16 protein-coding genes are annotated in these 20,494 nt (G+C 67.4%); 4 read left to right on the top strand and 12 right to left on the bottom strand.

Annotated elements, in window-relative coordinates; all coding sequences use genetic code 11:
• Nucleotides 1-12: 12 nt before the first annotated feature.
• From AC5P8J_RS15360 to AC5P8J_RS15350, 3 genes are all read right to left on the bottom strand, one after another.
• A complete protein-coding gene (locus AC5P8J_RS15360; protein WP_021204557.1) occupies nt 13-795 on the bottom strand; it encodes a helix-turn-helix transcriptional regulator in 783 nt (260 codons plus the stop codon).
• A 152-nt stretch (nt 796-947) separates the two neighbouring features.
• Nucleotides 948-2,073 (bottom strand): peptide chain release factor 2 gene (prfB, locus tag AC5P8J_RS15355; RefSeq protein ID WP_134735681.1). Its coding sequence is split into 2 segments (ribosomal slippage): nt 948-1,997 and nt 1,999-2,073, totalling 1,125 coding nucleotides; the frame shifts between segments, so codons are not numbered across the junction.
• Between the two features lie 253 nt (nt 2,074-2,326).
• On the bottom strand, nt 2,327-5,236 hold the full coding sequence (locus tag AC5P8J_RS15350) for a DUF2135 domain-containing protein (RefSeq protein ID WP_494540244.1): 2,910 nt from the start codon (nt 5,234-5,236) through the stop codon (nt 2,327-2,329).
• A 131-nt stretch (nt 5,237-5,367) separates the two neighbouring features.
• On the opposite strand from AC5P8J_RS15350, the gene AC5P8J_RS15345 reads away from it, so the two are divergent.
• The gene (locus AC5P8J_RS15345; protein WP_164145175.1) at nt 5,368-6,402 is read left to right on the top strand and encodes a DUF1176 domain-containing protein; all 1,035 of its coding nucleotides are present in this window, start codon (nt 5,368-5,370) and stop codon (nt 6,400-6,402) included.
• Between the two features lie 64 nt (nt 6,403-6,466).
• On the opposite strand, the gene recJ is transcribed toward AC5P8J_RS15345, so the two are convergent.
• Entirely contained in the window at nt 6,467-8,224 is a 1,758-nt protein-coding gene (gene recJ / locus AC5P8J_RS15340; protein ID WP_478405840.1) for a single-stranded-DNA-specific exonuclease RecJ, read from the bottom strand.
• 158 nt (nt 8,225-8,382) lie between these two features.
• Between recJ and AC5P8J_RS15335 the strand changes: the two genes are divergently transcribed.
• Nucleotides 8,383-9,423, top strand: a complete 1,041-nt coding sequence (locus AC5P8J_RS15335; protein ID WP_206621747.1) for a DUF1176 domain-containing protein — start codon at nt 8,383-8,385, stop codon at nt 9,421-9,423.
• Between the two features lie 99 nt (nt 9,424-9,522).
• Here the strand turns inward: AC5P8J_RS15335 and AC5P8J_RS15330 are convergent, their stop codons facing one another.
• From AC5P8J_RS15330 to dapB, 5 genes are all read right to left on the bottom strand, one after another.
• Nucleotides 9,523-10,440: a Regulatory protein, RpfE type gene (locus AC5P8J_RS15330; RefSeq protein ID WP_014646995.1), complete on the bottom strand. Its 918-nt coding sequence runs from the start codon at nt 10,438-10,440 to the stop codon at nt 9,523-9,525.
• A 4-nt stretch (nt 10,441-10,444) separates the two neighbouring features.
• Complete coding sequence (gene greA, locus AC5P8J_RS15325) at nt 10,445-10,909, bottom strand: transcription elongation factor GreA (RefSeq protein WP_026347191.1); 465 nt, start codon at nt 10,907-10,909, stop codon at nt 10,445-10,447.
• 8 nt (nt 10,910-10,917) lie between these two features.
• On the bottom strand, nt 10,918-14,160 hold the full coding sequence (gene carB / locus AC5P8J_RS15320) for a carbamoyl-phosphate synthase large subunit (RefSeq protein WP_188250568.1): 3,243 nt from the start codon (nt 14,158-14,160) through the stop codon (nt 10,918-10,920).
• Nucleotides 14,161-14,308: 148 nt separating this feature from the next.
• On the bottom strand, nt 14,309-15,436 hold the full coding sequence (carA, locus tag AC5P8J_RS15315; RefSeq protein ID WP_031270821.1) for a glutamine-hydrolyzing carbamoyl-phosphate synthase small subunit: 1,128 nt from the start codon (nt 15,434-15,436) through the stop codon (nt 14,309-14,311).
• Nucleotides 15,437-15,725: 289 nt separating this feature from the next.
• Nucleotides 15,726-16,454, bottom strand: a complete 729-nt coding sequence (gene dapB / locus AC5P8J_RS15310; protein WP_031270820.1) for a 4-hydroxy-tetrahydrodipicolinate reductase — start codon at nt 16,452-16,454, stop codon at nt 15,726-15,728.
• 217 nt (nt 16,455-16,671) lie between these two features.
• Between dapB and AC5P8J_RS15305 the strand changes: the two genes are divergently transcribed.
• Nucleotides 16,672-17,133, top strand: a complete 462-nt coding sequence (locus AC5P8J_RS15305) for a DUF4304 domain-containing protein (protein WP_019661458.1) — start codon at nt 16,672-16,674, stop codon at nt 17,131-17,133.
• 87 nt (nt 17,134-17,220) lie between these two features.
• On the opposite strand, the gene AC5P8J_RS15300 is transcribed toward AC5P8J_RS15305, so the two are convergent.
• Genes AC5P8J_RS15300 through AC5P8J_RS15290 form a run of 3 tightly spaced genes read right to left on the bottom strand, consistent with a single transcriptional unit; the run spans nt 17,221 to nt 19,585 of the window.
• Nucleotides 17,221-17,469 (bottom strand): DUF6587 family protein, encoded by a 249-nt coding sequence (locus tag AC5P8J_RS15300; protein WP_021204545.1) that lies wholly within the window; start codon nt 17,467-17,469, stop codon nt 17,221-17,223.
• Nucleotides 17,469-19,334, bottom strand: a complete 1,866-nt coding sequence (feoB, locus tag AC5P8J_RS15295) for a ferrous iron transporter B (RefSeq protein WP_180877888.1) — start codon at nt 19,332-19,334, stop codon at nt 17,469-17,471. Before feoB ends, AC5P8J_RS15300 begins: the two co-directional genes overlap by 1 nt.
• Nucleotides 19,331-19,585: a FeoA family protein gene (locus tag AC5P8J_RS15290; RefSeq protein WP_494540245.1), complete on the bottom strand. Its 255-nt coding sequence runs from the start codon at nt 19,583-19,585 to the stop codon at nt 19,331-19,333. The genes feoB and AC5P8J_RS15290 overlap by 4 nt, the downstream gene beginning before the upstream one ends.
• 119 nt (nt 19,586-19,704) lie before the next feature.
• On the opposite strand from AC5P8J_RS15290, the gene AC5P8J_RS15285 reads away from it, so the two are divergent.
• Nucleotides 19,705-20,493 carry an enoyl-CoA hydratase-related protein gene (locus AC5P8J_RS15285; protein WP_134731727.1) on the top strand — a complete coding sequence of 263 codons (789 nt, stop codon included), beginning with the start codon at nt 19,705-19,707 and terminating at the stop codon, nt 20,491-20,493.
• Nucleotide 20,494 lies beyond the last annotated feature (1 nt).

Raw genomic sequence — 20,494 nt, 5'->3', positions numbered from 1 at the left:
CTGCCGACCAACCTACCTTCGCGGCAGGTAAGTCACCAGGGAAAGATCGTGCCGGCTCTCCGGCACCAGCGCCACGTACTGCAGGTCCAGCAACCCGCGCGTGGGATGGTTCAACTTCTTCGCACCTTCATCGAACCGCCGCACGTCGTGCTCCGGCCACCACTGACGGAATTCCTCGCTGTGCGCGGCAATGTCCTCCACCAGCGCCAGGAACGGCGCCTTGTCCGGCGCCTGCGCCATCGCCGCACGGAAGCCTGCCAGCAGGCCGCGGGTCATTTCTTCCCAGTTGAGGATCAGCGTGCGGTACGGCGGGTACAGAAACATCAGCCGCAGCGTATTGCGCTCGTGCGGCGCCAACTGGCTGTAGTCCACGAACAGATCGGCGATGGCCGGGTTCCAGGCCAGGATATCGAAGCGGGTGTTGCGCACATAGGCCGGGATCGGCTGCATCGCCTCCACCAGCTGGCGCAAGCCGTCGGTCACGCTCTCGTCCGGTGATTCCAGCGGCACGCCGTAGCCGGACAGCGCGAACGCGTAGGCGCGCTCGTCGTCGCTCATGCGCAGCACCTGCGCCAGCCGCTCCAGCACCTCGGGCGAGGCGCGCACTTCACGGCCCTGCTCGATCCAGGTGTACCAGCTGACACTGACCCCGATCGCCAGCGCGACTTCCTCGCGTTTCAGGCCCGGGGTACGCCGGCGCCCGGCCGGCAGGCCGAGCGTGGCGGGGTCGACACGGGCGCGGCAGGCCTTGAGGAAGCCGCCGAGTTCCTTGCGTTCACTTTCGCTGCGCATCATCGGCCCGTCCTGCCCTTTGTAGCGTCGAGCCATGCTCGACGCATCTGCTACCCCGCGAAAAGCAGCTGAGCATGGCTCAGCTCTACAGGACGCGTGCTCGACCACCCTCGGCGTTGCGCACGAGGGTGACGATATCCGCGCAGGCGCGTCGATCAGGCATCGGCGCGCTTGGAGCCCACGGCCAGGCCGGCCTTCAGGCTGGCCTCGACGAACTCGTCCAGGTCGCCGTCGAGCACCTTCTGCGTATCCGAGCGCTCGATGCCGGTACGCAGGTCCTTGATACGGCTCTGGTCGAGCACGTAGTTGCGGATCTGGCTGCCCCAGCCGATGTCGGACTTGGTGGCTTCCACCGCGTCCTTCTCGGCGTTGCGCTTCTGGATCTCCAGCTCGTACAGCTTGGCGGCCAGCATCTTCATCGCGTTGTCGCGGTTCTGGTGCTGGCTGCGGCCGGTCTGGCAGGCCACGACGATGTTGGTCGGGATGTGGGTGATGCGCACCGCCGACTCGGTCTTGTTGACGTGCTGGCCACCGGCACCGGACGAACGGTACACGTCGGTACGCAGGTCGGCCGGGTTGATGGTGATGTCGATGTTGTCGTCGATTTCCGGCGACACGAACACCGAGGTGAAGCTGGTGTGGCGGCGGTTGTCCGAGTCGAACGGCGACTTGCGCACCAGACGGTGCACGCCGGTCTCGGTCTTCAGCCAGCCATAGGCATAGTCGCCTTCCACGCGCAGCGTGGCCGACTTGATGCCGGCGACGTCGCCACCGGACACTTCCATCAGTTCGGTCTTCCAGCCGCGTGACTCGCACCAGCGCAGGTACATGCGCAGCAGGATCTCGGCCCAGTCCTGGGCTTCGGTGCCGCCGGCACCGGCCTGGATGTCGACGAACGCCGCCGCATTGTCCATCTCGCCGGAGAACATGCGCTGGAACTCCAGCTTCTCCACGTGGGCCTGGTGCTTGTCCAGGTCGGCGACCACGGCCAGGGCGGTGTCCTCGTCCTGCTCGGACTCGGCCAGCTCCAGCAGCTCGGTGGCATCGTTCAGGCCATCGAGCACCGAGGCGATGCCGCCCACGGTCTTTTCCAGGCTGGAACGTTCGCGGCCCAGGTTCTGGGCGTACTCGGCGTTGTTCCAGACGTCGGGGCTTTCCAGCTCCCGCGTTACTTCTTCAAGACGCTCTTTCTTGGCGTCGTAGTCAAAGATACCCCCGAAGCGACAGCACGCGATCGGTCAGATCGGTGATGCGCTGGCGGACAGGATTCAGTTCGATCATGTCGGCGGTTATGCATTCAAAAGATGACTGGTAATGATACCGCAGGCCGTGGGCGCCCGGAATGAGGGCCTGGGCCTGCGCCGGGGAGGCTCGAGCGTGATGTGTCGGCGCTGCATTCAGGCAGGCGGTACCCGCCTTGGCGCGGGGAGCCGGCCAGGCTGCAGCCGACCCCACACAGGGCCTCCTTGCCCCAGAGCGGCGTCGACGAGGGTCTTCCTTGGTCCACCCTCGGACGGCCACTTGGGGCAGATGACTATTTAACCTCGAACTCGCCCACCAGCACGGTTTCGGCGCGGTCCTTCAACCGCATCGTGACCATCTGGTCCTTCTGCTTCGACGTGCCCCAGTGGGTGGTCAGGCGCAGCATCAGCGTCGTCGCCCCGGTCACCAGCTGCTGGCGGCTGCCGAAGTAGTTCGCCTCCACCTTGTACTTGCCCGGCTTGGCATTGCGTAGCGAGAACTGCTCGGGACCATAGCCGCCGGTGAAGTCCTGCGACATCTGCCCGCCCTGGTAGGTCAGGCGGTTGCCGTAGTAGGCGCGCTCGCCGTTCGGGTCGGTCACCCACAGGTCCATGTCGCTGTTGTCGGCATCCCACGACAGCACCACCCGCAGGTCCAGCGGCATCGCCTGCAGCAGGCGCGGGTCGATGCTGGTGGTATCCAGCCGGGGCGTGCTGCGGGCCACCAGGTTGGTCAGCTCATCCAGTGCGATCAACGCGATGCCATCGAAACGGCTGTCCCACGGCCGCACGACCACCTGGTAGAGCGGCACCAGCGCCTGCTGCGGCTTGCCGGCCGCTGCCAGTGCCAGGCCCAGGTCGCGGAAGCTCTGCGGTTCTTCCTGGCCCATGGCCAGCACCTGCTCGAACACCGGCACCGCCAGCGCGGGGGCATCGGCCTGCATCAGCCGGTAGCCGAGCACGCGCAGCAGGTGGCGGTTGTCCAGGTCCATCTCGGCCAGGTTCGACAACACGCGCAGGGCCAGCTCGCGCTGGCCCTGCTCCAGCAGCAGGTCGGCCACGTCGAGGAAGAATGCGCTGCTGTCGGCATGTGCATCGCGCTCGGCCAGATAGCGGTCGTACAGTTGCGACGCCGGGCCCTGGCGCAAGCGCCGGGCGACGGCCGAATCCGGCTGCCACGCCGCCAGCTGGATACCGAGCTCGCCATCGTTGGCGGCAGCGGGTGTGGCGACAAGGCTGCCGGTGACCGTGATCAGATCCAGTGCCTTGTTGGATGCAGACGCCGAGCGACGTGCACGCGCGCTGCTGGCTTCCATGCGTTGCTCCGCTGCCGCCATCGGCGCGGGGGCAGGCGGAGCGGCAGGTGCGGGCGCGGCGAGCATCGCAACTGGCGCCGATTCCATCGCATGGTCCGCAGAAGCCACTTCCAGTGCCCCGCCCTTCGCCTGCGGCGGAATTCCCTTCGGCCAGCTGCGGTTCCACCACTGCTGGCGCTCCTTCCAGCGTGCCGCCACTTCATCCAGGCGCTGGCGATCTGCCGCGGCGCGATCCGCCAGCTGCACTGCGAAACGTGCATCGTATTCGGTGCGAAGCGTGCCAGACGGACGGATCGCATAGCGCAGGTAGTCCTCCAGGGTCTCCAGCACGATCAGCGAGGTATCCGGCCCCACCAGGCCAAACTGCTGGGACAGGCGCTGCATGGCCTCGCGGTTGCCGCGACGGTCGGCGGCCAGCTGCTGCAGGCGCGCCTGCGCCCACAAGCCCGCCAGCAGTTCTCCGTCGTTGCTCTTCTGCGTGGCGGGCAGCGCCTGCCATTCGCCACCACCCACGCGCACCCGCATCGGCACGCCGTCGGCGGCCAGTCGTGCGTGCAGCCACAGCCAGCCCTGGGCCTCACTGCGACGATCGATCACCACGTCCTGAACGCCACGACCCGCATCAACCTGCACGTCCAGCGGCGACGACAGCAGCTCGCGCGCCGCCGAATCGACATCCTCGCCCAGCGCAACGAAGCGGCCGCCACGCGCTTCGCTCCAACCACGCAGTCGCACGGCATCGGTGCGCGCACCGGCGCTGCTGACCGCAAACAAGCGTTGATCCGGCGCCATCGCCGGCAGCTGTTCCGGCCCGTAGGTCAACAGTCCATCGCTGACCAGCAGGTATTCCTTCACGCCCGGCTGCGGCTGCCACTGCGCCAGCGCGCTGGCACCGTCAGGGCGCACCGCCTGCAACGCTGCGCGCAGCTCGTTCCAGTTGCCGGCGCGGATACGGAATCGACGCACCGGCTCGGCGCGATCGCGCAGTACGGTCAAGGCCACGGTGCCGTCACCCAGCGCGGCGAAATAGCGATCCAGCAGGGCGAACTCACGTGTGCGATCGCGCTGCCCCGCCGAACCGGAGCCGTCCCACAGCAGGCCGATCTCGCTGGGCAACGTGCGGGGTGTACTGCTGGCCGCCACCGGCAGCTGTGCCAACAGGTAGTGCCCATCCTGCCAGGGCGCCACCTGCACCTGTGCGTGGCGGGCTGCCGGCAGGTTCCACTGGAGTTGCTTCGGCAGCTGCGCACCCTTGCCCTGCCACTGCAGCTGGCCCGCGCTGATGCGGAATGGCGCAGTACCTGCGGTGGCCGCGTCGGGAGCATGCACCTTCAGTTCAACCGAGGCTGCACCGGCGGCGAACTGCAGCGGCAGCGTCCACTGCCAGCTTTGGCCGGCGAAGGCCAGCGGTTCGCGGATCACCAGCTGCACACGCCGACTGCCACCGGGCGGCAGCGGGTAGACGCGCAGGCGGAACTGGTTGCCGGCGGTCTGTTCCAGCAGGCCCGGATCGACACCACGGCGGGCGATTTCCTCGAACACCTGGCGGCCGCGGTCCTTGGCCACCGGCACCGCGTCACGCATCTCGCCGTTGATATCCAGCGCGAAGCCGGTGATCTGCTGGCCATCAGCCAGCGGGAACTGCAGCTCACCCTCCAGCACACGACGGTTCGGGTTGTGGAATTCCAAGGTGATCCGGGTCTGGGCAACGCCGGCCTGGACCTCGCCTTCGATGCGGGCGTGTCGCAGTTGGACCGCCTGCTCGGCAGCCGGGGCAATCAGCAACGGCGTGCTAGCCTGCGGCCGGGAGATCGGCGGCGACTGTGCGCCAGCGGGCCAGGCCGCAAGGGCCAGCAACAACACAGTGCAGCAACGGACGAAGACCATGACCGGACTCCAGTGGGATCGTGGATCGTTGAACGCACCAGCAACCGTAACGGGGTTGGCGCCTGTGCTCGCATCGACACACGCCCCTCCCAACCAGCACCATGGAAGTCCTCGCCACACAGGGATGCACCATGCGCCCGTTGATTGCCTTGATCCTGCTGGTCCTGGCCGGCGCCGCCGCCGCTGGCAGCGTGAAAGGGGTGCGCTTCGCCCACTACGACTGGATGCTGGCCTGCGACAACACCCGTACCTGCCGCGCCGCCGGCTACCAGGACGATGTCGGCGGCAACTTGCCGGTGTCGGTGCTGCTGACTCGCAAGGGCGGACCCGGCCAGCCGGTCAGCGCCGAACTGATGCTGGGCCAGTACAACGAGGTCAAGCTGCCGACACAGCTGTCGCTGCAGATCAACGGCAAGGATCTGGGCGCGCTGTCGTTGACCGCAGACACGGCGACACTGTCTACAGCGCAGACCAAGGCACTCCTGGCCTCGCTGGCGCGCAGCAGCCGCATCGTGGCGGTCGGCAACGATGGCCAGCGCTGGACGCTGTCCGATCGTGGCGCCTCGGCGGTGCTTCTGAAGATGGACGAATTTCAGGGCCGGCTGGAGACTCCCGGCGCGCTGATGCGCAAGGGGTCGCGCGCCGAAGCCTCAGTTCCTCCCGCACTTCCGGTGCCTACGCTGGTTCTGGCGCCATTGGTGGCGGCACGAGCCACCGATGCCGCACTGGAACACTCACCCGCACTGCGCGGGGCGCTGGCCGCGGCCAACCCGGGCGGCGACTGCGTCGCACTGACACCCGAAGGCCTGCCGATGGTGGACGGCCCGCAGGAGCTGCGCGTGTCCCGGCTGGGGAGGACTTCCCTGCTGGTGTCTACGCTCTGCTGGCGTGGCGCCTACAACGAAGGCATCGGCTACTGGGTAGTGAACGATGCACCGCCCTTCAAGGCCACGCTGGTGACCGCATCGGGCGGCGATGACGATGGTCGGGTAATCAGTTCGGCGCACAAAGGCCGCGGCTTGGGCGATTGCTGGTCCACCGCGAGTTGGGGCTGGGACGGGCGCCGCTTTGTGCAGACCGATGAATCCACCTCCGGCCTGTGCCGGCTGGTCGCGGCTGGGGGTGCATGGCACATGCCGACGCTGGTGACCGAGGTGACGCCCTGAGCTTGGCCAGTTGATTGGATCCACGCATAGCGCGCCGCCCACGGCCCCGCTCGCGAAGCGGCGCTCAAACCGGCAGGCAGTGCTCCACGATCAGCTGGATGGCGCTGCCGCCACGGTAGTCATCGCAGGCCAGCCGGTAGGCCAGGTGGACGTGACGTGATGGCGCGTTGCCGTGCCAGCCGCCGAAATGGATGGCGTTGATGGTGCCGGGTACGCCCGGCAGGCGCAGTTCCAGCTTGAGGTGGCGCTCCTTCAGCACGCGCCAGTTGGCCACTTCGAAGTGGCCGTCGAACAGTGGCTCGGGGAAACCCTGGCCCCACGGCCCGGCCAGGCGCAACGCGTCGGCGTGGCGATGGTCCAGCTCGTCCACGGCCAGCTCGCCGTCACTGAGCACCTGCTGCTGCAGTGCCGCCGGATCGAGCATTTCCAGCACCACCGCGACGAAGGCGGCCTTGAAGTCATCGACGTGGTCACGCCGCAGGCTGAGGCCGGCCGCCATGGCGTGGCCACCGAAGCGTTCGATCAGGCCCGGATGGCGCGCATCGACCAGCGCCAGGGCGTCACGGATGTGCAGGCCGGGAATGGAGCGCGCCGAGCCTCGCAGGATCTCGGCGCCGGGTTCGGCCGGGGCGAAGGCGATCACCGGGCGATGCAGGCGATCCTTCATCTTCGATGCGACCAGGCCGACCACACCCGGATGCCAGTCAGCATCGAACAGGCAGGCCGCCACCGGTCGCTGACCGGCCATGTCCAGCACCACCCGGGTCAACGCCTGCTCGGCGTCATCGGTCATCGACTGCTGCACGGCGCGCCGTTCCGAATTGATCTGCTCCAGCGTCTGCGCGATCTCGCGCGCCTGGCGCGGGTCTTCGGTCAGCAGCAGCGCGATGCCCAGCGCCATGTCTTCCAGCCGGCCCGCGGCGTTCAGGCGCGGGCCGAGTGCGAAGCCGATGTCGGTGGCGGTCAGTCGCGCGGCATCCCGGCCACTGGCTTCGATCAGTGCACGCAGGCCCACACAGCCCTGCCCTGCGCGCAGACGGCGCAGGCCCGCGCTGACCAGTGCCCGGTTGTTCGGATCCAGCGCCACCAGGTCGGCAACGGTCCCGACCGCCACCAGGTCCAGCAGCGTGGTCAGGTCCGGGCCCTTGCCATCCGCAAAGACACCTGCCTCGCGCATGTGCCGGCGCAGCGCCATCAGCACGTAGAAGATCACGCCGACGCCTGCCAGCGATTTGCTCGGGAACGCATCACCGTCCAGATTCGGATCGACGATGACATCGGCCGGCGGCAGCTGCGGCCCGGGAAGGTGATGGTCGGTGACCAGCACCTGCCAGCCGCGTGCCTTGGCCGCGGTCACGCCCGCATGGCAGGCGATGCCGTGATCGACCGTGACCAGCAGGTCCGGCTGCAGCGCGGCCAACTCTTCCACCAGCGACGGTGACAGGCCATAGCCATGCACCATGCGGTTCGGCACCGCGTGGAAGACGTGTTGCGCACCGAGCATGCGCAGACCGCGCACGCCGACCGCACAGGCGGTGGCGCCATCGCAATCGAAATCGCCGACCACCAGGATGCGCTTGTCGTTGGCGATGGCCTCGATCAGCAGACCCACCGCATCATCGATGCCGGTCAGCAGCTCAGGCGCGTGCAGATTGCCCAGCTTCGGCTGCGCCAACTCCGGTGTACCTGCGCCACGGCTGGCATAGAGACGCGCCAGCAGCGGCAGCGTGCCCTCCGGCCAACTGCCGGGTACGACCGCATCGCGGCGGCGGATCATCGGCGTATCAGAGGCGGGCTGCACAGCATCGGCGGCAAGGGACATCGGCATCGCCGGTTACGAAAGACCTGCACATCATAACGTGCACCACTCTCCCAGTCGGCTGCCGCTGCTGACGAGGCACCTTGGCTCTTCGGCCAGCAGCATTTGGATTTCACGACCGCATCTTCCATGCTTGCCTGCCCTGGAACGGACTTCCATCCATGACCCGCACCCTGCTGACCGCGCTGATGGCACTCACCGTGGCGCCGGCCGCCCACTCCGCCACGCCTGAGCCCAGGCCCGGGGTCGAATTCGAACACAACGACTGGTCGCTGGCCTGTGACAACACCCGCACCTGTCGCGCCGCCGGCTACAGTCCGGAACAACCCGGCAACCTGCTCAGCCTGATGCTTGAGCGCGCCGGCGGCCCGGGTACGAAGGTGCTCGCGCGGCTGCGCAATGGCGAGGATGGCGAAAGCCCGACGCCGACCGGGGCACTGCGCCTGCGCCTGAACGGCAAGGACCTGGGCCCGGTGCGCGACACCGGCGACGGGGACAAAGTGTTGTTGCAGCAGGCACAGACCGATGCACTGGTCGCCGCACTGCCGCGCCAGGCACGCATCGAGATCATCGACGGCAAGGGCAAGGCCTGGCCGATCTCCGACCGCGGTGCAGCGGCCGTACTGCTGAAGATGGACGAGGCACAGGGCCGGCTGGGCACCCCCGGTGCGCTGGTGCGGCGTGGCGACAAGCCCGAAGCAGGCGTGCCTGCGGCGTTGCCGGTGCCAGTGATCGTGCGCGGCACGCTGGTGGCACCGCGCGCCTCGGACGCGGCACTGGCGAAAGCACCGGGCCTGCGCAAGGCACTGATCGCCAGCCTGCCCAAGCCGGATGAGTGCGGCCGCCTGAGCGATGGCGGGACAGATGAAATCGAGATCCAGCGACTGGACGCCCAACATGTGCTGGCAAGCACCAGCTGCTTCGTGGGTGCCTACAACTTCAGCAGCGGCTACTGGGTAGTGCAGGACAAGCCGCCGTACGAAGCACGCTTCGTCACGTCCGATGCAGAAGACTTCGATCGCGACGACGCTACGTTGAGCGGTCGCTTCCGTGGGCGCGGCGTCGGTGACTGCTTCTCCGGCCACGACTGGGCTTGGGATGGCGCGCGATTCGTGAAGAGCAGCGAGTTCACCACCGGGCAGTGCCGGGGCGTTGCGGGTGGGCACTGGACGCTGCCGACGGTGGTCAGCGAGGTCCGTTGAGGCGCCGCCACCTGCGGTAGTGCCGGCCGCTGGCCGGCAGCCCCGACAAACCCTGGGGGGTCAGAGCCGTTTTCCGATGGAGAACGGATCAGACCCCGGTCAGTCGTGCAGCTGGCGCGGCTTCTTCCAGAACTGCCAGCGCTGGCCACGGTCCAGCTGGAACTGCAGGCCGTCCTCGAAATCCAGCACCAGCCGCTGCAGCTCGCCGCGCTTCAGCGCGGCCAGCAGCGGACGGATCGCATCGTTGCCGAGCTGCTGCAGGGAACGCAGCTGGCGCAGGTCAACCAGTGCATCCACCGCCTGCTCGCCATCGACGGCTACGCCAGCCGCCAGGGCCAGGCCCTGCAGCAGGGCATCGCGGCTGCGCACCTGTGCGTGCGGCGTGCTGACCGACACCGGCATCACGCCACCGCCCCAGAACCACAGCGAATTGATCGGCTGTTGCCCCTGCGCGGCGCGCTGCTGGTTCCAGGAATGGTTGTGCAGCAGCACCTGCGCCTCGGTCATCAGCGCCCGCCAGCGACGGCCGCCCTCGCCCTCCGGCAGATGCGAGAACAGGTCATCGCCCAGCACCTCGTCCGGACTATTGAAGTCCGGCAGCACCAGGTCGATTGGAAGCCGCAGGTACCAGCGCGAAGGGTCCGGTGCGTCAAGCACGAACCCGGCATCGGCAAACAAGGGCTGCAGCACCGGCAGCAGGGCCAGGCTGTCAGCCAGCGTCGGCCGCAGCGTTTCGCCGTAGGCCATCATCCGCGCGCCATGCATGTCCGGCACCATGCAGGCCGGATCGGCACGCAGCCAGCTGGCGCCGGCCGCATCGCCGACGTCGCGCTGGCGGGTCAACGCGGCCACCGGCCAGTGCGGCGCGGCAACCGCAAAATGGCGCGTCAGCTGCGCGCGTTCGCCCGGCGCGACCTGCACGGTCGTGGCACGGCCGAGCGCACGTGCCACATCGTCCGGCAACGCAGCCGCGGCAAAGCGGCTGCGGGCCGGCAACAGCAGGGTCGCCGTTGCCACCGTGTCAGTCCACGTAGCTGACGCTGACGATCTCGTACTCGCGTTGGCCAGCCGGGGCGTCGATCACGATCGAATCACCTTCCAGCTTGCCGATCATCGCGCGCGCCACCGGCGAGGAAATCGCGATCAGGCCCAGCTTGATGTCCGCTTCCAGGTCACCGACGATCTGGTACTTCTTCTCTTCGTCGGTTTCCACGTCGGCCAGCGTCACGCTGGCGCCGAACACCACCTTGGAGCCGGCGTTGAGCTTGCTCACGTCGATGATCTCGGCGTGCGACAGCTCGCCTTCCAGCTGCTTGATGCGGCCTTCGATGAAGCCCTGTTCCTCGCGCGCGGCGTGGTACTCGGCGTTCTCCTTCAGGTCGCCATGCTCACGCGCTTCGGCGATGGCGGCGATCACCTTCGGGCGCTTGACCGACTTCAGGTGATCCAGTTCGTCGCGCAGCTTCTGCGCGCCCTTCATCGTGATGGGGGCTCTCATGCATTCAACTCCTTGTGCAGCTCCTGCAGCGACCAGACGGGGCCGGTGCCGCGGAATTCCAGTGAATCCACCAGCGCCTTGGCGCCGGCAATGGTGGTCGAGTAGGTGACGCGATGCTGCAGCGCCTCGCGGCGGATCGAGAACGAGTCGTTGATCGCCGAACGACCTTCGGTCGTGTTGACGATGTAGACGATCTCGCCGTTCTTGATCGAGTCGACGATGTGCGGACGGCCTTCGACCACCTTGTTGATGATCTCGCAGTCCATGCCGTGCTGCTGCAGCCACGCGGCAGTGCCACGGGTCGCGACCAGGCTGTAGCCCCGCGCCAGCAGCGCCTTGGCCACCGGCAGCACGCGCTTCTTGTCCGGATCGCGGACCGAAACGAAGGCCTTGCCGACCGGCGGTGCCTTGATGCCACCGGCTTCCTGCGCACGCGCGAAGGCGGCGTTGAAGCTGCGGCCCACGCCCATCACCTCACCGGTGGAGCGCATCTCCGGCCCGAGGATCGGGTCGACGCCCTGGAACTTGGCGAACGGGAAGATCGCTTCCTTCACCGAGTAGTAGTCCGGTACGATTTCCTTGGTCGCGCCCTGCTCGGCCAGGCTCTTGCCGGCCATGCAGCGCGCGGCGATCTTGGCCAGCGGCATGCCGGTGGCCTTGGACACGAACGGCACGGTGCGCGAGGCACGTGGGTTCACTTCCAGCAGGTAGATGGTGTCGGCACCCTCGTCGCTGGTCTGGATCGCGAACTGGGTGTTCATCAGGCCGACCACGTTCAGGGCCTTGGCCAGCTCCACCACCTGGCGGCGCAGCTCGGCCTGGGTTTCAGCCGACAGCGAGTACGGCGGCAGCGAGCACGAGGAATCGCCCGAGTGCACGCCGGCTTCTTCGATGTGCTCCATCACGCCGCCGATCAGGACGTTGCCCTGGGCATCGGCGATGATGTCGACGTCGCACTCGACGGCGTTGTCGAGGAAGCGGTCCAGCAGCACCGGCGAATCGTTGGACACCTTCACCGCGTCGCGCACGTAGCGGGCCAGGTCGGCTTCGCCGTAGACGATCTCCATCGCACGGCCGCCCAGCACGTAGCTCGGGCGCACCACCAGCGGGTAGCCGATCTCGCGGGCCAGCAGCAGGGCTTCCTGGTCGTTGCGGGCGATGCGGTTCGGCGGCTGCTTCAGGCCCAGCTTGTCGACCAGCTGCTGGAAGCGCTCACGGTCTTCGGCCAGGTCGATCGAGTCCGGGCTGGTGCCGATCACCGGCACGCCGTTGGCTTCCAGCGCGCGCGCCAGCTTCAGCGGGGTCTGGCCGCCGTACTGCACGATCACGCCCTTCGGCTGTTCCAGATCGACGATTTCCAGCACGTCTTCCAGGGTCAGCGGTTCGAAGTACAGGCGGTCGGAGGTGTCGTAGTCGGTCGACACGGTTTCCGGGTTGCAGTTGACCATGATGGTTTCATAGCCATCCTCGCGCAGCGCCAGTGCCGCGTGCACGCAGCAGTAGTCGAACTCGATGCCCTGGCCGATGCGGTTCGGGCCACCGCCCAGGATCATGATCTTGTCGCGGTTGCTCGGCGCGGCCTCGCACTCGTCCTCGTAGGTCGAGTACAGGTAGGCGGTACCGGTGGAGAACTCACCGGCACAGGAGTCCACGCGCTTGTAGACCGGGCGTACCTTGTGCGCACGACGCAGCGCGCGGATGGCGGCTTCATTGGTGCCGGTCAGCTGCGCCAGGCGCGCGTCGGAGAAGCCAGCGCGCTTCAGCTTGCGCAGGCGTGCGGCGTCCAGCGCGTCGATGCCACCGGCAGCGACTTCGCCTTCTGCAGCGATGATTTCCTCGATCTGGTCCAGGAACCAGTGGTCGATGAACGACAGTGCGTAGATCTCTTCCACGCTCATGCCGGCGCGGAACGCGTCGGCGACGAAGAACAGGCGCTCCGGGCCCGGCGCCTTCAACTCGCGGCGCAGGGTCTGCAGGTCGTCTTCGTTGGCCAGGTCCAAGCCGGTCGGGTCGAAGCCGACCTTGCCGGTTTCCAGGCCACGCAGGGCCTTCTGCACCGACTCCTGGAAGGTACGGCCCATCGCCATCACCTCGCCCACCGACTTCATCTGGGTGGTCAGGCGAGCGTCGGCGGCCGGGAACTTCTCGAAGGCGAAACGCGGGATCTTGGTGACGACGTAGTCGATCGACGGCTCGAACGAGGCCGGGGTCAGGCCACCGGTGATCTCGTTCTTCAGTTCGTCCAGGGTGTAACCCACGGCCAGCTTGGCGGCGACCTTGGCGATCGGGAAGCCGGTGGCCTTGGAGGCCAGCGCCGAGGAACGCGACACACGCGGGTTCATCTCGATGACGACCACGCGGCCGGTCTTCGGGTTGATGCCGAACTGCACGTTCGAGCCACCGGTGTCGACGCCGATCTTGCGCAGCACGGCGATGGAGGCATCGCGCAGGCGCTGGTATTCCTTGTCGGTCAGGGTCTGCGCCGGGGCCACGGTGATCGAGTCACCGGTGTGCACGCCCATCGGGTCCAGGTTTTCGATCGAGCAGACGATGATGCAGTTGTCCGCAGTGTCGCGGACCACTTCCATCTCGAACTCCTTCCAGCCCAGCACCGACTCTTCCACCAGCACCTCGGTGGTCGGCGACAGTTCCAGGCCGCGGCTGACGATCTCGACCAGCTCTTCGCGGTTGTAGGCAATGCCGCCACCGCTGCCGCCCAGGGTGAAGCTGGGGCGGATGATGGTCGGGTAGCCGACGCGGGTCTGGATCTCCAGCGCTTCGTCCAGGGTGTGGGCGACGGCGGCGGTCGGGCATTCCAGGCCGATCTCACCCATGGCCACGCGGAACAGCTCGCGGTCTTCGGCCATGCGGATCGCTTCGCGCTTGGCGCCGATCAGTTCGACGTTGTACTTCTCCAGCACGCCGTTGTCGGCCAGGTCCAGCGCGCAGTTCAGCGCGGTCTGGCCACCCATGGTCGGCAGCAGCGCATCGGGCTTTTCCTTGGCGATGATCTTCTCGACCGTCTGCCAGTTGATCGGCTCGATGTAGACGGCGTCGGCCATCTCCGGGTCGGTCATGATCGTGGCCGGGTTGCTGTTGACCAGCACCACGCGGTAACCCTCGTCACGCAGGGCCTTGCAGGCCTGGGCGCCGGAGTAGTCGAACTCGCAGGCCTGGCCGATGACGATCGGGCCAGCACCGATGATGAGGATGGTCTTGAGGTCAGTGCGCTTGGGCATTTTCTTCTCTAAGTCAGTACAGCGTGACAAGGGGGGTGATCGCACGCTGTCGATCAGGAATCTTGATCCGCAGCGCCGCGCCAGGGGCAGCAGCGATGCGGGGTTTACGGTCCATCGCGACGCCACCGGCAGGCCGGCGGCGTACTGATCACGCCTTGGCCTGCTCCATCAGCGCCACGAAGCGGTCGAACAGCGGACCGACATCGTGCGGGCCCGGGGATGCTTCCGGATGGCCCTGGAACGAGAACGCCGGCACGTCGGTGCGGGCGACACCCTGGTTGGTGCCGTCGAACAGCGAACGGTGGGTCACGCGCAGGGTCGGCGGCAGGGTTGCTTCATCGATCGCAAAACCGTGGTTCTGCGAGGTGATCATCACCCGGCCACTGTCCAGGTCCTGCACCGGGTGGTTGGCACCGTGGTGGCCATGGCCCATCTTCATGGTCTTCGCGCCAGAGGCCAGGCCGAGCAGCTGGTGGCCCAGGCAGATGCCGAAGGTCGGGATCTTCACGTCGATGAAGGCCTTGATCGCGTCGATGGCGTAGTCGCACGGTTCCGGGTCACCCGGGCCATTGGACAGGAACACGCCGTCCGGCTTCAGTGCCAGCACTTCGGCGGCCGGGGTCTGCGCTGGCACCACGGTCACTTCGCAGCCGCGCTCGGCCAGCATGCGCAGGATGTTGGTCTTCACGCCGAAGTCGTAGGCCACGACCTTGAACCGGGCCGGCACGCTGACGAAAGCATTGGCATCCAGGTCCAGCTGGCCCTCGGTCCAGGTGTAGGTCTTCTCGGTAGTGACGACCTTGGCCAGATCCATGCCCTTCAGGCCCGGGAACTTGCGGGCGGCTTCCAGTGCCTTTTCCACGTCGATGTCGCCGGCCATCAGCGCACCGTTCTGCGCACCCTTCTCGCGCAGGATGCGGGTCAGCTTGCGGGTGTCGATGCCGGCGATGGCGACCACGCCCCGCTGGATCAGCCAGTCCTGCAGCGACAGCTGGCTGCGCCAGTTGCTGGGACGGCGCGGGACGTCGCGCACGATCAGACCGGCCGACCATACCTTGGACGCTTCATCGTCCTGGTCGGTCATGCCGGTGTTGCCGATATGCGGATAGGTCAACGTGACCATCTGCCGGGCGTAGGACGGGTCGGTCAATACTTCCTGATAGCCGGTCATGGCGGTGTTGAACACCACTTCACCGACGGACAGGCCGGGCGCGCCTACGGATTCGCCCTCGAATACGGTGCCGTCTTCGAGGACGAGGATTGCGGCTTGGGTCACGGGAATCTCACTTTGGCTACCGAGGGGGCTGCCGAAGTCACGCCTGCGCTTCACGGAAATCCGGTTGCAAAAAAGCGCGGACGTGCGGTCTGGGACCGGTCCGGCTTTCGTGATTCGGCGAGTGCGAATTGTAACGCTGCCGGGGCGCTCGCGCCAGCGGTTATCGCGCTTCATGAACAGGCGATTGCGTATTCATTTCAATCCGGCGGCGTATGCGGCGCCCGCTGGTAGCGCCGGGCCATGCCCGGCGAAACCGACACCGACGCCGGGCACGGCCCGGCGCTACCGGTTAACGCGGCCCGTCCAGCAGATCGCGCACCCGGTAGCTGCCCGGGGCCCGGCCCTGCAGCTGGCGGGCGGCGAACAGCGCACCGCGGGCGAAGATGTCGCGGTTGGTGGCCCTATGCACCAGCTCGATGCGCTCGCCCAGCCCGGTGAACTGCACCAGATGCTCACCTACGATGTCGCCAGCACGCAGGCTCGCGTAATGCGGCTCCGCTCCGCCGCGCTGCGCGGCCGCGCCCAGGGTTAGCGCGGTGCCTGATGGTGCGTCCTTCTTCTGCGTGTGGTGCGATTCGACGATATCGCAGTCCCAGCCGGCCAGCGCCTGCGCGGCGCGCTCCACCAGCTCGTCCAGCACCGCCACGCCCAGGCTGAAGTTCGACGCCCAGACCAACGGGATCTTCGCCGCTGCTGCATCCAGCGCCTGCCGCTGCGTGCCGGAGATGCCGGTGGTACCCGACACCAGCCCCGCGCCGCGTTCCACGCACAGCGCCAGCATCGGGTCGAAGCCCTCCGGCAGGCTGAAGTCAATGGCCACGTCGAACACCGGCGCACCGGACAGTTCGCTGGCACCAAAGAACGGCACGCCGTCGACCACGCGCTGCGCCGGCGCACGGCCGGTCACGGCGGCCACGATCTGCAGGGTTTCGGGATGTTCGGCGGCCAGCCGCAGCAGGGCCTGGCCCATGCGCCCGGAGGCGCCGTGAATGAGCAATCGCAGGGGAGTCTGGTTCATGCCTGCAGGCTAGCGGCAGCACGCCTGCTCCGGCAAGCGCCGTCACTGCGACGCTGGGTGACCTTCCGCGCAATGGATGCTCGTTCCTCCCTGGGTACGCCTCTCTTGACCGCACCAGGCGGAGCGCATGCGACACCGTAGATGTCGCGTTTACCACTGGACGCAGAAACGCGGCCACTCAAGGCTGTGGTCCCCTCTTCCGGCCCAGGCAACGCCCATGAAATCCGCGACCGTCTTCAGCAAGTGCGCCAGGAAGACCGGCTATGCCGGGACGACGACCACCCGCTACCGCTTGCTGGATGACGCCCTGCTTGTCGTGAATCACCAACGCGCCAGCGAAAGCCGCGGTTTCTATGTGAATGCCGGACTCTACTTTCCAGAGTTGCTCGTGCACCCCCTCACGCCCGACGATCTTGAAACGGCTTTCAGGTACCGCTCCAGCATCCCCACGCCGCATGTCGACTGGCGTATCGAAGAGACGCCAGGCCTGCGCCGGGCTTTCACCCAGCAGGATCTTCATGACCTGCTCGATGCTGGCGATCGCAACGCGATGAAGCGCCTGCTGCTCAATGCCCTTGCCGACGTGGCGGGCTTCGCAGCGACCCATGGAAATCGCGCCTCGGTACGGCGGATGCAGCAGGAGGGACGCTTTCGCGCGATCATCCGCAAAGAGGTCTGAACCCCGGAAAGCGTGCGAACCAAGGTTCGCACCCACAGGCCGAAAGTTCGCACCCGCCGCACAGCCGCCGTCGAGCATGGCTCGACGCTACTTCTTGTTGGTCGGCCCGCAACTGTCGCAACCGCCACAGGCACCGCCACCTCCGCTGGCAGGCGGCGCGATCTTCCGCCCCAGCGCCTGCGCCCAGGCCGCGCGGCCCGGCTTCAGCAGAGCCAGCGCCAAGGCACCGCGCAGCTTGCGCACCGTGCCGGGGAACTGCTTCTTCAGCACCACCCAGGCGCTGACCAGCACGGCCACCGCGATGATCAGGTACTGGATCAGCAGCCCGGTATCCATCAGCCACCTCCCAGCGCCCTGGTCACCTGGTAGGTGATCAGCGCCGCCACGTAAGCTGCGGCGAACAGGTAGAACGCGGCAAAGGCCATCTGCTTCCACGAGTTGGTCTCGCGCTTGATGGTGGCCAGCGTCGAGATGCACATCGGTGCGTAGATGTACCAGACCAGCAGCGACAGGGCCGTGGCCAGCGACCAGCCATCGCTGATCAACGGGGTCAGTGCCTGGCTGGCCGCATCGTCATCCGCCGCCGACAGCGCATACACCGTCGCCAGCGACGACACCGCCACCTCACGCGCGGCCAGGCCCGGGATCAGCGCGATGCAGATCTGCCAGTTGAAGCCCAGCGGTGCGAAGAACACCGCCATCGCATGGCCGATCTGGCCGGCGTAGCTATAGTCGATGGCCGGCATCGTGGCGCCCGCCGGCGCCGCTGGGAACGACAGCAGCACCCACAGCAGGATGGTCAGCGCCAGGATGATGCCGCCGACGCGCTTGAGGAAGATCATGCCGCGCTCGTACAGCCCCACCGCCAGGTCGCGCGCATGCGGCAGCCGGTACGACGGAAGCTCCAGCATCAGCGGATGCTCGCTCTTGTCGCGGCGCCACTTCTTCATGATCCACGACATCGCCAGCGCACTGAGGATGCCGGCGGCGTACAGGCCGAACAGCACCAGGCCCTGCTGGTTGAACACGCCCCACACGGTCTTCTGCGGAATGAACGCACCGATCAGCAGCGCGTACACCGGCAGGCGCGCCGAACAGGTCATCAGCGGTGCGACCAGGATGGTGGCCAGGCGGTCACGCGGGTCCTGGATGCTGCGCGTGGACATGATGCCCGGCACCGCGCAGGCGAAGCTGGACAGCAGCGGGATGAACGAGCGGCCAGACAGGCCGGCAGCGGCCATCATGCGGTCGAGCAGGAACGCCGCGCGCGGCAGGTAGCCGGATTCCTCCAGCACCAGGATGAAGAAGAACAGGATCAGGATCTGCGGCAGGAACACGACCACGCCACCGACACCGGCGATGATGCCGTCGGTCAGCAGGCTGGCCAGCGGACCCTCCGGCAACACGCTGCCAACGAGAGTACCGAGCCAGGCGAAGCCAGCCTCGATGCCATCCATCAACGGCGTCGCCCAGGCATACACCGCCTGGAAGATCAGGAACATCACCACCGCAAGGCTGATCAGCCCGAACACCGGGTGCAGCAGCCAGCGGTCCAGCGCGTCGTCGATCTTCGCGGTTCGCGCCGGCATGCGCACGGCGACCGAAAGGATCTCGCGCACCTTGGCGTGGTAGTCGATGCCACCTTCCGGGCCCGGCACCGGCGCATCCAGGTGCGGCACCATCGCATCGAGGCGCTCGACCAAGGCCTTGGCGCCCTGCTTGCGCACCGCCACGGTCTCCACCACCGGCACGCCCAGCTCGCGTTCCAGCGCGGCCACATCCACCTGGATGCCGCGGCGTTGTGCGGCGTCGACCATGTTCAGCGCGACCACCATCGGCTTGCCCAGCTCGCGCAGCTCCAGCGCGAAGCGCAGGTGCAGGCGCAGGTTGGTGGCGTCGATCACGCACAGCAGCACGTCCGGCGCGGCTTCGCCCGGGTAGAAGCCCCGGCACAGGTCGCGGGTGATCGCCTCGTCCAGGCTGGCCGGATGCAGGCTGTAGGCGCCCGGCAGATCAAGCACCGCGAATTCACGGCCGGACGGCGCACGCAGGCGGCCCTCCTTGCGCTCTACGGTGACGCCGGTGTAGTTGGCGACCTTCTGCCGACTGCCGGTCAGCTGGTTGAACAGCGCGGTCTTGCCGCTGTTGGGGTTGCCGACCAGCGCAATGCGCAGCGGGGCGGTGGCAGCGGAAGCGCTCATGCGCGTCGCTCCTGGCGGTTGGCGTCTACCACGACGCGCTTGGCCTCACTGATCCGCAGCGCGAACCGGGTGAACCCGACCTGCACCAGCAGCGGCTCGCCCCCCACCGGACCTTTGGCCACCAGGCGCACTTCCTCGCCAGTGACGAAACCCAGCTCGCGCAGGCGACGGGCGATGGCATCGTTGGCGTGCAGGTCCTGCACGGACTCGACCACGGCCGAGGTGTGCAGCGGCAGTTCGGACAGCGTCATCTAGCGTGTTCTCTGCTGGATGTAAATGGTTCTCGATTCTAACATTCCCGCGTCGCGTCATGGCCCATGACCAATGGCCCGCTATGATCCATACAGGTATGGAGTGACCCTGGAATCCCATGAACGATGCTTTGCAGATCGAGCGCCGCGGCGCCGTCATCACCCTCTGGCTGAACCGGCCGGAACTGCACAATGCCTTCGACGCCAGCCTGATCGCCCGGCTGACCGCCGCGCTGGAGGCCGCCGGACGGGACGATTCGATCCGGGCCGTGGTGGTGGCCGGCCATGGCGCCTCCTTCTCGGCCGGCGCCGACATGCAGTGGATGCGCGGCATGGCTGCGGCCAGCGAAGCCGCTAACCGCGAGGACTCGCTGGCCCTGGCCCGGCTGATGCGCACCCTGGACGAGCTGCCCAAGCCGACCCTGGCACGGGTCCACGGCGCGGCCTTCGGCGGCGGTGTCGGCCTGGTCGCCTGCTGCGACATCGCCATCGCCAGCACCGCGGCCCGCTTCGGCCTGACCGAAAGCCGCCTGGGCCTGCTGCCGGCGGTGATCTCCCCCTATGTGATCGAGGCCATCGGCCCACGCCAGGCCCGTCGATGGTTCGCCACCGGCGAGCACTTCGATGCCGAGACCGCACTGCGGATCGGCCTGGTCCACCAGCTGGTCGAACCCGAGCGCCTGGACGAGGCGCTGGAACGCCAGCTGGCCCTGCTCGACAAGGCAGGCCCGATCGCCTCGTCCACCGCCAAGCAGCTGGTGCGGCAAGTCCGGGACAGCCATGACCGCGACGCCCTGGATCGCGATAATGCCGCCCTGATCGCGCGCCTGCGGGTGTCCGCCGAGGGCCAGGAGGGCCTGGGCGCCTTCCTCGACAAGCGCGCCCCCCATTGGGTCACGGAAGCCTGAA

This window comes from Stenotrophomonas sp. YJH_SMC_37 (assembly GCF_059370035.1).
Note: the sequence above shows the minus strand (reverse complement) of the source record. Positions and strands in the feature narration are given on the sequence as shown.

Excerpts from the sequence above, each read along its gene's own strand:
- AC5P8J_RS15360 (WP_021204557.1), bottom strand. The coding sequence starts at position 795 with ATGATGCGCAGCGAAAGTGAACGCAAGGAACTCGGCGGCTTCCTCAAG.
- AC5P8J_RS15350 (WP_494540244.1), bottom strand. The coding sequence starts at position 5,236 with ATGGTCTTCGTCCGTTGCTGCACTGTGTTGTTGCTGGCCCTTGCGGCC.
- AC5P8J_RS15345 (WP_164145175.1), top strand. The coding sequence starts at position 5,368 with ATGCGCCCGTTGATTGCCTTGATCCTGCTGGTCCTGGCCGGCGCCGCC.
- recJ (WP_478405840.1), bottom strand. The coding sequence starts at position 8,224 with ATGTCCCTTGCCGCCGATGCTGTGCAGCCCGCCTCTGATACGCCGATG.
- AC5P8J_RS15335 (WP_206621747.1), top strand. The coding sequence starts at position 8,383 with ATGACCCGCACCCTGCTGACCGCGCTGATGGCACTCACCGTGGCGCCG.
- carB (WP_188250568.1), bottom strand. The coding sequence starts at position 14,160 with ATGCCCAAGCGCACTGACCTCAAGACCATCCTCATCATCGGTGCTGGC.
- dapB (WP_031270820.1), bottom strand. The coding sequence starts at position 16,454 with ATGAACCAGACTCCCCTGCGATTGCTCATTCACGGCGCCTCCGGGCGC.
- AC5P8J_RS15305 (WP_019661458.1), top strand. The coding sequence starts at position 16,672 with ATGAAATCCGCGACCGTCTTCAGCAAGTGCGCCAGGAAGACCGGCTAT.
- AC5P8J_RS15300 (WP_021204545.1), bottom strand. The coding sequence starts at position 17,469 with ATGGATACCGGGCTGCTGATCCAGTACCTGATCATCGCGGTGGCCGTG.
- feoB (WP_180877888.1), bottom strand. The coding sequence starts at position 19,334 with ATGAGCGCTTCCGCTGCCACCGCCCCGCTGCGCATTGCGCTGGTCGGC.
- AC5P8J_RS15290 (WP_494540245.1), bottom strand. The coding sequence starts at position 19,585 with ATGACGCTGTCCGAACTGCCGCTGCACACCTCGGCCGTGGTCGAGTCC.
- AC5P8J_RS15285 (WP_134731727.1), top strand. The coding sequence starts at position 19,705 with ATGAACGATGCTTTGCAGATCGAGCGCCGCGGCGCCGTCATCACCCTC.